The organism is Microbacterium phosphatis, from assembly GCF_049177115.1.
Classification (GTDB): Bacteria; Actinomycetota; Actinomycetes; order Actinomycetales; family Microbacteriaceae; genus Microbacterium; species Microbacterium phosphatis.
This window is the reverse complement of the sequence record NZ_CP185370.1, coordinates 645,528-659,928: the sequence shown is the minus strand read 5'-3', so window position 1 is coordinate 659,928 and position 14,401 is coordinate 645,528. Positions and strand designations below refer to the sequence as shown.

Below are 14,401 nucleotides of genomic sequence, written 5' to 3'. Positions count from 1 at the left end.
CGTGTCAGGGGCGGAACGGGATGGAGGCGAGCTGCGTGCCCGGCAGCGCCGCGGTGGCCGATCCGTAGCGCACGGCGGCGGCCACCCGCTCCTGCGGGGCGAGCCCCACGACGTCGGCGATCAGGTAGCCGGCGAGCGCGGCATCGCCCGCGCCGACCGTGCTGCGCACCTCGATGTCGGGGGCCGGCGCGCTGTAGCGCCCGGTGGCGTCCACCAGCACCGCGCCATCGCCGCCGCGCGTGACGAGCACCGCGCGCACCTGATCCGGCACCAGCTCCTCGAGCGACGAGACGCCCAGGGCCGCGAGCTCGTCCTCGTTCGGCGTGATCAGGTCGATGGCGCCGCTGGCGACAGCCTCCACGAGGGCGCGGCCGGCGGTGTCCACCGCGATCCGGGGCGCCTTCCGCGCCCGCGCGCGCACCGCGAGCGCGATGTCGACGTAGAAGTCGGGTGCGACCCCCGGCGGCAGCGAGCCCGACAGCACAAGCCAGTCGGCGCCGTCCGAGGCCACGACCACCGCATCGATCAGGCGCACCCGCTGCTCCTCGGTGAGCACCGGGCCCGGCAGGTTGATCTTCGTCGTCTCGCCGTCCGGATCCGTCAGGGTCAGGTTGACGCGGGCGTGCGTGCCGATCGGGACGGAGAGCACCCGCAGGTCGCCGAGCAGCAGGCGCAGGGGGTCATCGGCGGCCAGCGGCAGCACCGCGGCGGCCGGGTGCCCCGCGGCCGTGACCACGCGCGCGACGTTGACGCCCTTGCCTCCCGGGTCCTCGCGGACCGCGCCCGCCGCCTGCACCTGGCCGGGGACAAGCGTGTCGGTCAGCTCGACCGTCCGGTCGAGCGCGGGGTTCATGGTGAGCGTGACGATCATGCCCACAGCCAACCACTCGCGAGGATCCGGATCGAGGGCCTTGCGGCGCGTCTCGATCCGGATCCGTCGCTCACGCGATCGCGGCGGTCGTCTTGCGTCGGGCGAAGCGCTTGAGCGCGACGACGGCGAAGCCGCCGACCAGCACACCGGCCACCAGCGAGACGGCGAAGCCCCAGAGCGGGTCGATCGCGAAGAACACGAACGCGCCGCCGTGCGGGGCGCGAGACCCCACCTGGAAGAGCATGCTGAGGAACCCGGTCACCGCGCCCCCGAGCATCGAGGCCGGGATGACGCGCAGCGGGTCGGCCGCCGCGAACGGGATGGCGCCCTCCGAGATGAACGAGAGCCCGAGCAGCCAGGCCGCCTTGCCGTTTTCGCGCTCGGGCTCACTGAACGCGTCGCGGGCGAGCACGGTCGACGCGAAGGCCATCATCAGCGGGGGCACCATGCCGGCGGCCATCACCGCGGCCATGATCAGGAACGGCACGGTGTTCGTGTCGGACGCGCCGCCGAGGCCGGCCACGGCGAAGGCGTAGGCGACCTTGTTGATCGGGCCGCCGAGGTCGAAGCACATCATGAGCCCGAGGATGATGCCGACCAGCGGCAGCAGACCCGAGGCCGCGAGGCCGTTCAGCCCGTCGGTGAGCGCCCCCATCAGCGCCGCGATCGGCGCACCGAGGAACAGCACGAGCAGGCCGCTGGCGAAGATCGAGGCCAGCAGCGGGATGATGACCACCGGCATCAGGCCGCGCAGCCAGCGCGGGACGGCGAGGGATCCGAGCCACAGCGCGGCAAGGCCAGCCAACAGACCGCCCACGATGCCGCCGATGAAGCCGGCGCTCGTCAGCAGCGCCACGGAACCCGCGACGAAGCCCGGCGCGATGCCGGGGCGATCGGCCAGCGCGAAGGCGATGTAGCCCGCCAGCGCCGGCACGAGGAAGCCCATCGAGATGCCGCCGATCGTGAAGAACACGGCGCCGAGGTACTGCAGGAGCCCGCCGTCGGGCAGGTTCCACAGGGCGTTCTCGACCGCGATCTTGTTCGCGACCTCGTTGATCCGGTACCCGCCGAGCAGGAAGCCGAGCGCGATCAGAAGTCCGCCGCCGGCGACGAACGGGATCATGTACGACACACCGGTGAGCAGCACACGCTGGATCCGCGCGCCCATCGACTCGGCCTTGGCCGGGGTCGCCGTGGCGGCGGTGGCGGCGCCCGAGACGCGCTCGGCCGAGGGGTCCTGCGCGGCGCGGACGGCGCGGGCGAGGAGCTCGGGGGCGCGCTCGATGCCCGCCTTCACGGGGACGCGCACCACGGGCTTGCCGGCAAAGCGCTGCGGCTCGCGGACGTCGACGTCGACCGCGAACACCACGGCGTCGGCGGCCGAGATAACGTCGGGGTCGACCGCCGAGTAGCCGCTGGAGCCCTGCGGCTCGACAGTGAACTCGACGCCGGCCTTCTTCGCCGCCGCCGTGAGGGCGTCGGCGGCCATGAACGTGTGGGCGATGCCGGTGGCGCACGCCGTGACCGCGACGATGCGCGCCGGGCGGCCGTCGATGAGCGCGCCCTCGGCCGGGGCGCCGGGGCCGGGGGCAGCGGCGGGGGTCGCGCCGGGGGCGGAGGCCGGGGCAGCGGCCTCGGGGGCCGGGGCAGCGGCCTCGGTGGCCGGGGCGTCCTCCTCGATGGCGCGGCGCACGATGGCGACGGCCTCGTCGGCGTCCAACGCCGCCCGCAGCGCCGCGAGGAAGTCCTCGTCCATCAGGCTGCGGGCGAGCTTCGACAGCACCGCCAGGTGCTGCTCGGCCGCCGTGTCGGGGGCCGCGATCATAAAGACGATGTCGCTCGGCTCGTCCTCGGCGCCGAAGTCGACCCCGGGGCGCAGGCGCGCGAAGGCGAGCGAGGCCTGCGTCACCGCGGCGCTCTTCGCGTGCGGGATGGCGATGCCGCCGGGCAGGCCCGTGGCGTCCTGCTCCTCGCGCCTCCAGGCGGCGGCGAAGAGCTCGTCGGCGTCGGTCGCGCGGCCCTGCGCGACGAAGCGCGCCGAGAGCGCGCGCAGCACGCTCTGCTTGTCCGGCCCGAGATCCTCATCGAGGCTCACGAGCTGCGGGGTGATGGTGGACACTTCTCCTCCTCGAGGGTGTGCGGTGCGGCGGGGCCGCGAAAGTCACGGGCCGGATCAGGCCAGCGAATGGATCAGGACGTCGTGCGTGGTCAGGTCGCCGGGGGCGGCGAGCCGGGTGCCCGGCAGCGACGCAGTGGCCGAGCCGTAGCGGATCGCCGAGCGCAGGCGCCCCTCGGCGCCCTCCCCCGCGGCGTGGGCGAGCAGGAAGCCGGCGAGCGCGCTGTCGCCGGCGCCCACCGTGCTGCGCACGCGCGTGGGCGGGGTGCGGCCGAACCAGGCACCCTCCGCGTCGACCAGCACCGCGCCGTCGCCGCCGAGCGTGATGAGCGCGGCGCCGACGCGAGCGGGCACCAGCGCACGGGCGATGTCCCGGGCCGAGGTCGGATCGGCCGCGAGCTCGCCCTGCAGGCGTTCCGCCAGCGCGTCCGCGGCATCCGTCGTGACCTCGCCCTCGCGCAGGGCGAAGCCGGCCACGAGCTCGGCGAGCTCGATGTCGTTGGGCTTGATGAGATCCACCGCGCCGGCGGCGACGACCTCCTCCAGCGCGGGGCCGGAGGTGTCGACGGCGATCCGCGGCGGGCGGACGGCGCGGCTGCGGACGGCGCGGGCGACGGCCACGTAGAAGTCGCTCGCGACGCCGCGAGGCAGCGATCCGCACAGGGCGAGCCAGGTGGCGCCATCCGCGGCCTCGACCACCGCGTCGATCAGGGCGCGGACCTCGGCGTCGCCGAGCACGGGCCCCGGCAGGTTGACCTTCGTGGTGACGCCGTCGCGATCGGTGAGGGTCAGATTGGCGCGCGCTCGGCCCTCGACCGCCACCGTGCGCACGGGGAGGTCGCCGAGCAGCGCGCGGTAGGGATCCTGCGCCGACAGCGGCAGCACCGCAGTCACGGCGGTGCCCGCCCCCGCGATGACGCGGGCGACGTTGACGCCCTTGCCGCCCGGATCCTCGCGCTCGGACAGCGCGGGCTGCACCTCGCCGGGCACGAGGGCGGCGGCCAGGTCGACCGTGCGGTCGAGAGCGGGGTTCATCGTGAGCGTGACGATCATGCGACCCACACCTCGACGTCGGCGGCGGCCAGGGCGTCGCCGAGGGCGCCGGTGGGCGCCTCGTCGGTGACGAGCACGTCGATCTCGTCGAGCGCGGCGAAGCGGCGCAGCGACTCGACCTCGAACTTCGAGCGGTCGGCGAGCAGGATCACCCGGCGCGCGGCGCGCACGATGGCCCGCTTCACATCGCCCTCCTCCGGGTCGGGCGTGCTCGCCCCGAACCCGGCCGAGAGGCCGTTCGCCCCGATGAAGGCGACGTCGGGGCGCAGCATCTCGACGGTGGCGACCGTGCTCGCGCCGACGGCCGCACCGGTCAGGGCGCGCACCCGGCCTCCGAGGGTGGTCAGGTCGGTGTAGCCGGCCGTGGTGAGGGCGGCCGCCAGCACAACCGAGTGGGTGACGACGTGCAGGCCGGCCTGGCCCCTGGCGGGCAGGAGGCCGGCGACGGCGCCGGTGGTGGTGCCCGCGTCGAGCAGGACCGAGCCCGTGAAGGCGCGACCCAGGCCGTCGAGCGCGCGCGCCGCGATCCGGCTCTTCACCGGGGCGCCGCGCAGCTGGCGCTCGCGCAGATCCACCTCGGCCGCGCTGCCGCGATCGGCGGCTACCGCGCCGCCGTGCACGCGCCGCAGGGCGCCGTGCTCCTCGAGCACCGCGAGGTCGCGCCGCACCGTCTCGGTGGTGACGCTCAGCCGCTCGGCGAGTTCGGCCACCGACACCCGGGCCTCCTCGAGCAGCATCCGCTCGATCAGCTCCCTGCGCTCCGTCGCGTACATCGTCCTCCTTCGGATGCGAAGACATTACAACGCATTCCCACAGAAAACAACACAAACGCAGATCAGGATCTCGGTCCCGCGAACGCAGAACGCCCCGCCTCTCGCGAGACGGGGCGCTGCGAAGGTCGAGCGTCAGCTCAGGCCGGAGTAGGCGTGAAGGCCCTGGAAGAACTGGTTGACGATCGTGAAGTTGAAGATGACGGCGATGAAGCCGACGATCGACAGCCAGGCCGAGCGCGTGCCGCGCCAGCCACGCGTCGCGCGGGCGTGGATGTAGCCGGCGTAGAGCACCCAGATGATGAAGGTCCAGACCTCCTTGGTGTCGAAGCCCCAGTAGCGACCCCAGGCGTCCTGCGCCCAGATCGATCCGGCGATCAGCGTGAACGTCCAGAAGATGAAGCCGATGATCGCGAACCGGTACGCGAGGCCCTCGAGCGCCTCGGCGCTCGGCAGCGTGCGCAGGAAGGAGCGCTTCGGCTCGGCGTCGACCGCGAGGCGCTCACGGCGGGCCTGCAGCAGCTGCAGCACCGAGAGGCCGAAACCGAGGGCGAGGAACGCGGTCGCGAGCGAGGCGACGAACACGTGCACCACGAGCCAGACCGACTTCAGCGGGTCCATCAGGGGCACCACGTCGACGTGGTACAGCGTCGCGGCGCCCATCAGCACCGTGACGAGGCCCACCATGAACGTGCCGAGGAAGCGGAGGTCGCGCCAGAACAGCACACCCAGGTACACGGCGGTGATGAGCAGGGTGCCCGTCATCGCGAACTCGTACATGTTCGACCACGGCACACGCCCCGCGGCGACGCCGCGCAGCACGGTGCCGGTGAGGTGGAACAGCCAACCGAGCACCGTCAGCACGGTGCCGATGCGGCCGAAGAGGCGCGTCTTGCGCTCGGCCACCCGGGCGGCCACGGCCGCGCCCGGCGGCAGCTCCGAGGGGGCACCGGCACCGGCACCCACAAGCACCTTCGCGTCGGCGCGCTCGAGGGACGCCTGCGAGCGTCGAGCAAGGTCGAACGCGTAGGCGATGAAGGCGAGCGCGTAGATCGCGACGGCGGTCCACATCAGGAGGAACGAGATCGCGTCGAGCGCGGGCGCATCGGGGTGCATGGCGGGGATCCTACTTCTGGAGGCTGTCGAGGTGCTTGGTGCGCAGCTGGTCGATGGCCGCTGCGAGGGTGGGGTCGTCGCCGCGGGCGAGCGCGGCGTACTCGAGCTCGATGGAGCCGTCGTCGGCGGGGGTGGCCTTCACCCAGACACGGCGACGCGGCACGAACAGCGCCGTGAGAAGGCCGGCGAGCATCAGCAGCGCGAAGGCGAGGACGAAGACCGCGGATCCGTCGCGGTGCGTCTGCAGGGAGGCGAACCGCTTGACCGACTCGGTGTATCCGATCAGCTTGCGGTCGGCGCCCTCGGGCGTCTCGTCCTCGAAGGTGACGGTGCCGAGCCCGCTCGGCAGGTCGGCGGTCTCGCCCGGGGCCAGCTTGATCGACTCGACGCCGGTGTCGCCGCCGGTCAGCTGGGTCATGCCGGTGGGGTCGAGCTCGTAGACGTTGCGCGGTACGCCCTCGTTGATGCCGAGGTCGCCCGAGTACACGTTGAGCGTGAGCTTCGGATCGAGCAGGTCGCCGAACACCGACGTCAGCGCTCCGGTGTCGAGCGGCATCTGCGTCGGGTAGAAGAAGCCGAGCATGCCGAGCTGCTCGGGGAGGCCGTCCGCGATCTTCACCACGCCCATGGACGTCATGTTGGTGTCCTGCGGGATGAAGGGCACCGACTCGCTGAACACCACACCGCCGTCGGCGTCGCGCACGGTGATCGTGGGCGCGTAGCCGTTGCCGAGGAGGTAGATGCGCTCCCCCGCGACCTCCAGGGGGTGGTTGACCCGGATCGCGCCGGAGGTCTCGTCCCCGTCCGGCTTCGAGACGGTCACGTTCGCCGAGAAGTCACCCGCCTGCCCCGCCCCGGGCTGCAGCGGATCCTGGTAGGTCACATCGAACGAGTCGAGACGCAGGGCATAGGGCGTGAGGGCGTCGTCGGCCACGAAGCGTCCGCGGTTCATCGACGAGTAGTCGACCAGCGCGTTCACCACGGTCTGGCCCTCGACGAGGATGCGCTGGCCCGTGTAGGCGAAGCCGCCGCCGATGCCGACCGACAGCAGCACCCCCACGAGCGAGGCGTGGAAGACGAGGTTGCCGGTCTCGCGCAGGTAGCCGCGCTCGGCCGACACCGAGAACGAGCCGCGGCCGTCGTAGCGCTCGACGCGGTAGCCCTGCGCCTTGAGCTGCTTCTGCGCCTCGTCGATCGCGTGCGCCGCGCCGATCGCCGCGTCGCCCTCGCCCTCGACGCGCTGCGAGAGGTGGTCGTCCAGGCGCGACAGGCGCGCGGGGGTGCGCGGCGGCCGGGCGCGCAGTGCCTTCCAGTGGTGCTTCGTACGCGGCAGGATGCAGCCCACGAGCGACACGAACAGCAGCAGGTAGATCGCCGAGAACCAGGCCGACTGGTACACGTCGAACAGCTGCACGGCATCCAGCACCGGGAACAGGTCCGGGTTGTTCCGCTCCCACTGCACAACGCCGTTCGGGTTGGCCATGCGCTGCGGGAAGATCGACCCCGGCACCGCGGCGATCGCCAGCAGCAGCAGAAGCACGAGCGCGGTGCGCATGCTGGTCAGCTGTCGCCAGCCCCAGCGCAGCCAGCCGACCACGCCGAGCGCCGGCGAGGTGACGCCGGTGTCGTCTGCGCTGTCGACGTGATCGGACGGACGCAGCGGATCCGAGGCGGATCCTGACTTCGACGTGGTCTCAGAGGAGGGACGGGACACTCGCGAACACCCCCTGGAGGCGAGACATGAGCAGGGTCCACAGGCCGGTGACCATCAGCAGACCCAGGATGACGAGCAGCACGCCGCCGATGACGTTCACCACGCGCACGTGCCGGCGCAGGAACGACACCGAGCGCGTCGCCCAGCCGAAGCCGAGGGCGATGAGCAGGAACGGGATGCCAAGACCGAGCGAGTACACGAGGCCGAGGAGGCCGGCGCGGGCCGCATCGCCCTGCTGCCACGCGATCACGAGGATCGCGCCGAGCGTCGGGCCGATGCAGGGCGCCCACCCGATGCCCAGCGCGATGCCGAGCAGAGGGGCGCCGATCAGCCCGAGGTCGCCCTTGACCTGGGGCTTCTTGATCTTCTGGGCGAAGCCGAACAGCCCGAGGAACACCAGGCCGAGCAGGATGATGACGACCCCGAGCACGCGGGTGATGAGGTCGCCGTAGAGCACGGAGAACCGCGCCATGGCGCCGCCCGCGACCCCGCCGAGCACGACGATCGTGACGAACACGAGCGTGAAGCCCGCGATGAACAGCAGCACCCCGCCGACCAGCCTGCCGCGGCCCGCGAGCCGCCCCTGGGACGCGGGGTCGACCGATCCGCTGATGAAGCCGAGGTAGCCCGGCACCAGCGGCAGCACGCACGGCGAGAGGAACGACATCAGGCCCGCGAGCAGTGCGATCGGGAGCGAGGCCCAGATCGCGCCGTCGAGGACCAGCGAGCTCACATCTGCTCCGCGAGGAGGTCCTTGACGAGCGTGGACAGAATCGAGGCGCCCTCGAGGCGGCCGATGATGCTCGCGGCCACCCGGCCCTCCTGGTCCAGCACAAGCGTGACCGGGGTCGCCTGGATCGGCGTCGCGGCGGAGAACGCGAGCTTCACCTTCGCGTCGTTCACATCGATGATGCTCGGGTAGGTGACCCCGAACTCCTCGGCGAACGAGCGGGCCTGGTCGGCCTGGTCGAAGGTGTTGACGCCGACGAACGAGACGCCCTGATCCTCGAACTGGGTGTGCACCTTCTGCAGATCCGCGGCCTCGACCCGGCACGGGGCGCAGCTGGCGTACCAGAAGTTGACGACGACCACGTCGCCGGCGACGTCCTCGCTCGACAGCTCGTCGCCGGTCTCGGTCACGCCCTCCCAGGCGACGGGCTCGCCGCGGTCGGCGGGCGCGATCTCCTGCACGGCGAACTCACCGGAGATGTAGCCGGTGTCGCCGCCGTCGCGGTATTGCTCGGTGACCGGATCGGGCGCGCAGGCCGCGAGAGTCAGGGCCAGCGCCGCGGCGCCGATCGCCGCGGTCAGGCGGGTGGCGAGGCGGCGGGTCGGGGGCACCGTCCGATTCTACGTTTCCCGTTCAGCGGCGCCTGTGTGCGGGCCGAACGTCGTTCGACGCCGAACGACCTCGGGGCGGACCACCGCCCGGGGGTCGCACCGCGGCCGGAATCAGACCGCTCCGACGTCCACCGCTCCCGTTGTGCTGGCGGGCTCGGCGTAGGAGACCTCGCGCCAGACGTCTCCCTTGCGCTCGAACGACGTGACGCTGGAGAGGGCGCAGCGTCGGGTGCGGGGGTCGTGGCGCAGCGGCAGCCCCGCGACCGAGAGGTGCGTGAGCCAGATCGGCGCCTGATGGGACACGATGACCACGTCGCCCTCGGGGGTCGAGTCCCAGGCGTCGTCGAGGGCCGACCTCATCCGCTCGACGATGCTCGTGTACGCCTCGCCCCAGCTGGGGAGCGCGGGCCGGCGCAGGTGGCGCCAGTTCCACGGATTGCGCAGCGCGCGGCTCATCCGCAAGCCGGCGAAGGCGTTGGCGGGCTCGATGACCCGCTCGTCGAGCTCGGGCTCGAGGCCGAACAGCTCGGTGAACGGCTCGGACGACTCCTGGGTGCGCTGCAGCGGCGAGCACAGCAGGCGGGACACCGGGCGCTCGAGGCCCTTGATGTGCGCGGCGGCGTCGCGGGTCATGCGGCGCCCGTCCTCGCTGAGACCGAACCCGGGGAGGCGCTCGTAGAGCACGCGGTCGGGGTTGTGGACCTCACCGTGGCGCACGAGATGGATGCGGTCGGCCGACATGGCTCCCCCTGTTCGTGTGGTGCGCTCCGCGAGCGCGGAGGCGCGTCCATCCTATGAACGGCTTGGCGCCGCGGAAGTGCCCCCGGCCGCGGTTACCGTGGTCGCGTGAGCACTCGCGGGAGGACATCGGCGGCGACCCGCGTGGCGGCGGCGGTGCTCGCGGGCGCCCTCGCGCTGGGACTGTCGGCGTGCGTGGCCGAGCCGTCGGCCGGCGAGGCGCGGCGGGATCCCGCCCCATCCTTCGGCGACGCGCGCACCACGCAGGTCGACGCGGAAGGCGATGCCTGGACCACCGCCGGGGTGACCGTCGACGTGCCGGCGCGCGCGGTCGCGGCCAAGGTGGCGAACGTCACGGTCGGCGCCGAGATCGGCATCGCCGATTCGGGGATCGCGCGCGAGACCTTCGGCGTGCCGGTGCGGGTCGAGTCGGCGGCGACGCTCGACATCCCCGCGACGATCACCTGGGACGTGAGCGCGCTCGATCCGGCGCTGCGCTCGACCGCGGTGCTGGTGCGATGGGACGACGATCGCCGCGTCTGGCGGCCGGCAGAGGAGGCCGTGACATCGGCCGCGGACGCAACGCTGGCGGCGGAGGTCGACCGCAGCGGCATCGTGACGTGGGCCGCCGGGGCGCTCGGCACCGCCGTCGCGGCGCCCGACCCCGTGGCCCCGGAGTGCGACAGCGCGCGGCTCCCGGGCTGGGTCGCGGTCTTCGCCGATCCCGATCGCGACCGCGACGACGCGACGCTGCAGGCGTGCGCCGAGAACGCGGAGGGCGGGCTGACGATCCACGCGAGCAGCGCGAGCGCGGTGTCGCGCGTAATGGAGGCGCCCGAGGAGGCCGCCTGGGACTGGGCGAAGCGCGACCACGCCGACGGCCGGTTCTGGGACATCGCCGCCGGGCTGATCGACGACGGGCGCACGATGCTGCTGCCGCCGGCGGCAACGATCGACCTCGGCTTCACTCCCCCTGCCGATCCCTCGGTGCCGTACCGGGCGGTCGCGCGGGTCGACGGCCGGACGGCGTCGATCGATCTGCTGGGCGCCTTCGCCCGCGACGTCTCGCTCGGCGAGGTCGCGGATCCGTCCGTCGCGGCCGTGGTGTCGGCGCTCTACGAGTGCGCGACGGGCGACCCCACCGCCGGCGACGCCGTGGCCGATCCGGTGACCGTGGCCGCGCTGGGCACCGCGCTCGGCGCCTGCGCCACGGGTCTCGCCGATTCGGATCTCGCGGCGAGGCTCGCCGACACCGCCCGCGAGGGCGACGACGAGGCGGCCGTGCAGGGCGCCCGTGCCGCCGCCGGGGCGCTGCGCCTGGCCGGCACGGGGCGATTCGACGCCCTGGCCGCATCGGCCGCCGAGCGCCTCGTCGCCGCGGCGGCCCAGCCCACCGGCGGCGCGTCGTTCACGGTGCTCGCCGACCGCGAGGCCCCGGCTCTCGGCTCGTGGACGCCGACCTGCACCGATCCGCAGGCCGACGCCGCCGCGCTGTTCGCCGAGCTCGCCGTGCAGCCCGCGTTCGTCGACGTCTCCCGCGACGTCGCGGCCGACCCCCGCTGGTTCGACGCGGCGACCGACGCGCTCGCGCCGATCGCCGGCTGCACCCCCGACCAGCAGGCCGACCTCGCTCTGCACCTTCCGGGTGAGTGGACCGATCCGGCGGCCGCGGAGGTCGTGGTCGCGGCGCTCGACGGCCTCGGCCTGTCGCTGATGACGTGCGACGACCTGTTCGCCGCCGTGAAGCCCGTGGCAGACGGGTTCACGCCCATGACCGGCATCACCGCCGGCACGGGGCAGATCGCCTGCGGCTGGCAGCGCGGCACGTCGAGCGTCCAGGTGTGGGTCTCGCGCGAGGCGGTCGACGCGGCCGGGGTGACCACGCGCCGCGGCGAGGTCGAGAAGCTGCCCGACAACGGCCTCCAGGCGTCCGCGCCGGTCGCCGCCGCGGGCGGCTACCTGACCGGGGCGTACGTGCCCGCCGGCCTCGAGCTCGAGGCGTGGCTGCCCGGCTACCGCATCATGCTCACAACGACCAGCACCGACGAGCCCGAGCAGTGGCGCCTGCGCGAGGGCGTCGCGGCCGCCGAGGCGCTGGTGGCCGCCGTCAGCGGCTAGCCCGCGCCGCGCGGACGCGCACCACGACGAACCACACCACCGCGATCACGATCACGGCGAGCACCACGTTCTCGACGACCCCGAGGTACGGCTCGATCACGTGCCACCGCTCGCCCAGGAACCAGCCGAGCAGCACGAAGAGCGTGTTCCACAGCATGCTGCCCGACCCGGTCAGCAGCAGGAACTTGCCGATCGGCATGCGCACGATGCCGGCGGGGATCGAGATGAGGCTGCGGATCCCGGGGACGAAGCGCCCGAAGAACACCGCGCGCCCGCCGTGCTTGTCGAACCACGCGACCGTCTTGTTCACGTCCTCGCCGCTGACGAGCGGAATCCGGTCCGCCGCGCGGCGCAGCCGGTCGGCGCCGAGCAGGGCGCCCAGGCCGTACAGCGCAAGCGCGCCGACGACCGAGCCGACGGTGGTCCACAGGATCGCCTCCCACAGCGCGAAGGCACCGCGCCCGGCCGCCAGACCGGCGGTCGGCAGGATCACCTCGCTGGGGATCGGAGGGAACACGTTCTCGAGCGCGATCGCGAGGCCGGCGCCGTAGGGGCCGATCACATCCATCAGCCCGACCACCCCGTCGACGATCGAGCCGAGCCAGGTTCCGTCGTTCTGCGCAAGAGGCCTCATGCAGGCAGACCCTACCGATCGCGCGTGTCCCCACCCTGGGGGCCCTCCGCCGGATTCCTTCGGGGGATCCCGAAGAATCGCTCCGCGTAGACTTGCCGGGTTGCCTGAACCAGGAGGAACCCCCGTGCTTCGCACCCATACCGCCGGCTCTCTTCGCGCCGAGCACATCGGTCAGACCGTCACCCTCACGGGTTGGGTCGACCGCCGCCGCGACCACGGCGGGGTGGCGTTCATCGATCTGCGCGATGCGTCGGGCATCGCCCAGGTGGTCATCCGCGACGAGGCCGTGGCGCACCCGCTGCGCAGCGAGTTCGTCCTGAAGGTCACCGGCGAGGTCGGCCGGCGCCCCGCCGGCAACGAGAACCCGAACCTCCCCACGGGCGAGATCGAGCTCATCGCGACCGACGTCGAGGTGCTGAACGAGTCGGCGCCGCTGCCGTTCCAGGTGTCCGGCGGCGAGAACGCCGACCCCATCGGCGAGGAGGTGCGCCTCAAGCACCGCTACCTCGACCTGCGACGCCAGGGGCCGGCCGCCGCGATCCGCCTGCGCTCGCAGGTCTACAAGGCGATCCGCGACGTCCTGCACGAGCGCGAGTTCGTCGAGGTCGAGACCCCGACGCTGACGCGCTCGACCCCCGAGGGCGCCCGCGACTTCCTCGTGCCCGCGCGACTGCACCCTGGCAGCTGGTACGCGCTGCCGCAGAGCCCGCAGCTGTTCAAGCAGCTGCTGATGGTCGGCGGCGTGGAGAAGTACTTCCAGATCGCGCGCTGCTACCGCGACGAGGACTTCCGCGCCGACCGCCAGCCGGAGTTCACCCAGCTCGACATCGAGATGAGCTTCGTCGAGCAGGAGGACGTCATCGAGATGATGGAGGACGTCATCACGGCGATGTGGAAGACGATCGACGTCGACGTCCAGACGCCGCTTCCCCGCATCACCTACGCCGACGCCATGGCGAAGTACGGCTCGGACAAGCCCGACCTGCGCTTCGGTCTCGAGCTCGTCGAGGCGACCGAGTACTTCTCCGAGACGCCCTTCCGCGTGTTCCAGTCGGAGTACGTCGGCGCCGTCCTGATGCCCGGCGGCGCGAGCCAGCCCCGCAAGACGCTCGACGCCTGGCAGGACTGGGCCAAGCAGCGCGGCGCCCGCGGGCTCGCCTACGTCCTGTTCAACGAGGACGGCACCCTCGGCGGCCCCGTCGCCAAGAACCTGTCCGAGACGGAGCAGGCCGGCCTCATGGAGCTCGTGGGCGCCTCGGCGGGCGACTGCGCGTTCTTCGCCGCGGGCGACACCAAGGCCTCGCGCGCCCTGCTGGGCGCCGCCCGCGTCGAGATCGGCCGCCGTCTGGGCCTGCTCGACCCCGACACGTTCGCGTTCACCTGGGTGGTCGACGCCCCGATGTTCGAGCCCGCCTCGGACGCCGTCGCCTCCGGCGACGTCGCGGTCGGCGCCGGAGCGTGGACGGCCGTGCACCACGCCTTCACCGGCCCGAAGCCGGAGTTCGAGGACACCTTCGACACCGACCCCGGATCGGCACTGGCCTACGCGTACGACATCGTCTGCAACGGCTCGGAGCTCGGCGGCGGCTCGATCCGCATCCACCGCGAGGACATCCAGAAGCGCGTCTTCCAGATCATGGGGATCGACGAGGAGGCCGCGCAGGAGAAGTTCGGCTTCCTGCTCGACGCCTTCAAGTTCGGCGCGCCGCCGCACGGCGGAATCGCGCTCGGCATGGACCGCGTGCTGCAGCACCTCACGAAGACCGACTCGATCCGAGAGGTCATCGCGTTCCCGAAGTCCGGTGGCGGCTTCGACCCGCTGACGGCCGCGCCCGCCCCGATCACCCCGGAGCAGCGCGCCGAGGCCGGCATCGACAGCGACCCCGAGGCCGACGAGGCCTGAGCGACTGCACAGGAGGGGGCGGGGGCT

12 protein-coding genes are annotated in these 14,401 nt (G+C 72.8%); 2 read left to right on the top strand and 10 right to left on the bottom strand.

Annotated features, from left to right (window positions below):
- Positions 1-4: 4 nt before the first annotated feature.
- The 9 genes from ACOKGD_RS03090 to ACOKGD_RS03050 form a co-directional block, all read right to left on the bottom strand.
- A complete protein-coding gene (locus ACOKGD_RS03090) occupies positions 5-871 on the bottom strand; it encodes a 1-phosphofructokinase family hexose kinase (RefSeq protein ID WP_342336864.1) in 867 nt (288 codons plus the stop codon).
- Positions 872-941: 70 nt separating this feature from the next.
- Positions 942-2,990, bottom strand: a complete 2,049-nt coding sequence (locus ACOKGD_RS03085) for a PTS fructose transporter subunit IIABC (protein WP_342336865.1) — start codon at positions 2,988-2,990, stop codon at positions 942-944.
- A gap of 54 nt (positions 2,991-3,044) precedes the next feature.
- A complete protein-coding gene (locus ACOKGD_RS03080) occupies positions 3,045-4,040 on the bottom strand; it encodes a 1-phosphofructokinase family hexose kinase (protein ID WP_342336866.1) in 996 nt (331 codons plus the stop codon).
- Positions 4,037-4,813 carry a DeoR/GlpR family DNA-binding transcription regulator gene (locus tag ACOKGD_RS03075; RefSeq protein WP_342336867.1) on the bottom strand — a complete coding sequence of 259 codons (777 nt, stop codon included), beginning with the start codon at positions 4,811-4,813 and terminating at the stop codon, positions 4,037-4,039. Before ACOKGD_RS03075 ends, ACOKGD_RS03080 begins: the two co-directional genes overlap by 4 nt.
- Positions 4,814-4,945: 132 nt before the next feature.
- Positions 4,946-5,926, bottom strand: coding sequence for a c-type cytochrome biogenesis protein CcsB (ccsB, locus tag ACOKGD_RS03070; protein ID WP_342336869.1), 981 nt, complete (start codon positions 5,924-5,926; stop codon positions 4,946-4,948).
- Between the two features lie 10 nt (positions 5,927-5,936).
- Positions 5,937-7,640, bottom strand: a complete 1,704-nt coding sequence (resB, locus tag ACOKGD_RS03065; RefSeq protein WP_342336871.1) for a cytochrome c biogenesis protein ResB — start codon at positions 7,638-7,640, stop codon at positions 5,937-5,939.
- Positions 7,621-8,373: a cytochrome c biogenesis CcdA family protein gene (locus ACOKGD_RS03060; protein WP_342336873.1), complete on the bottom strand. Its 753-nt coding sequence runs from the start codon at positions 8,371-8,373 to the stop codon at positions 7,621-7,623. Before ACOKGD_RS03060 ends, resB begins: the two co-directional genes overlap by 20 nt.
- The gene (locus ACOKGD_RS03055; RefSeq protein WP_342336875.1) at positions 8,370-8,981 is read right to left on the bottom strand and encodes a TlpA family protein disulfide reductase; all 612 of its coding nucleotides are present in this window, start codon (positions 8,979-8,981) and stop codon (positions 8,370-8,372) included. Before ACOKGD_RS03055 ends, ACOKGD_RS03060 begins: the two co-directional genes overlap by 4 nt.
- Positions 8,982-9,092: 111 nt before the next feature.
- Positions 9,093-9,722, bottom strand: a complete 630-nt coding sequence (locus ACOKGD_RS03050; protein ID WP_342336876.1) for a histidine phosphatase family protein — start codon at positions 9,720-9,722, stop codon at positions 9,093-9,095.
- A 105-nt stretch (positions 9,723-9,827) separates the two neighbouring features.
- Between ACOKGD_RS03050 and ACOKGD_RS03045 the strand changes: the two genes are divergently transcribed.
- Complete coding sequence (locus ACOKGD_RS03045; protein WP_342336878.1) at positions 9,828-11,837, top strand: hypothetical protein; 2,010 nt, start codon at positions 9,828-9,830, stop codon at positions 11,835-11,837.
- Here ACOKGD_RS03045 and ACOKGD_RS03040 read toward each other — a convergent pair.
- A complete protein-coding gene (locus tag ACOKGD_RS03040) occupies positions 11,827-12,471 on the bottom strand; it encodes a DedA family protein (protein ID WP_342336879.1) in 645 nt (214 codons plus the stop codon). The two genes, ACOKGD_RS03045 and ACOKGD_RS03040, sit on opposite strands and share 11 nt — an antisense overlap.
- Positions 12,472-12,595: 124 nt before the next feature.
- On the opposite strand from ACOKGD_RS03040, the gene aspS reads away from it, so the two are divergent.
- Positions 12,596-14,374, top strand: a complete 1,779-nt coding sequence (gene aspS / locus ACOKGD_RS03035) for an aspartate--tRNA ligase (RefSeq protein WP_342336880.1) — start codon at positions 12,596-12,598, stop codon at positions 14,372-14,374.
- Positions 14,375-14,401: the final 27 nt, after the last annotated feature.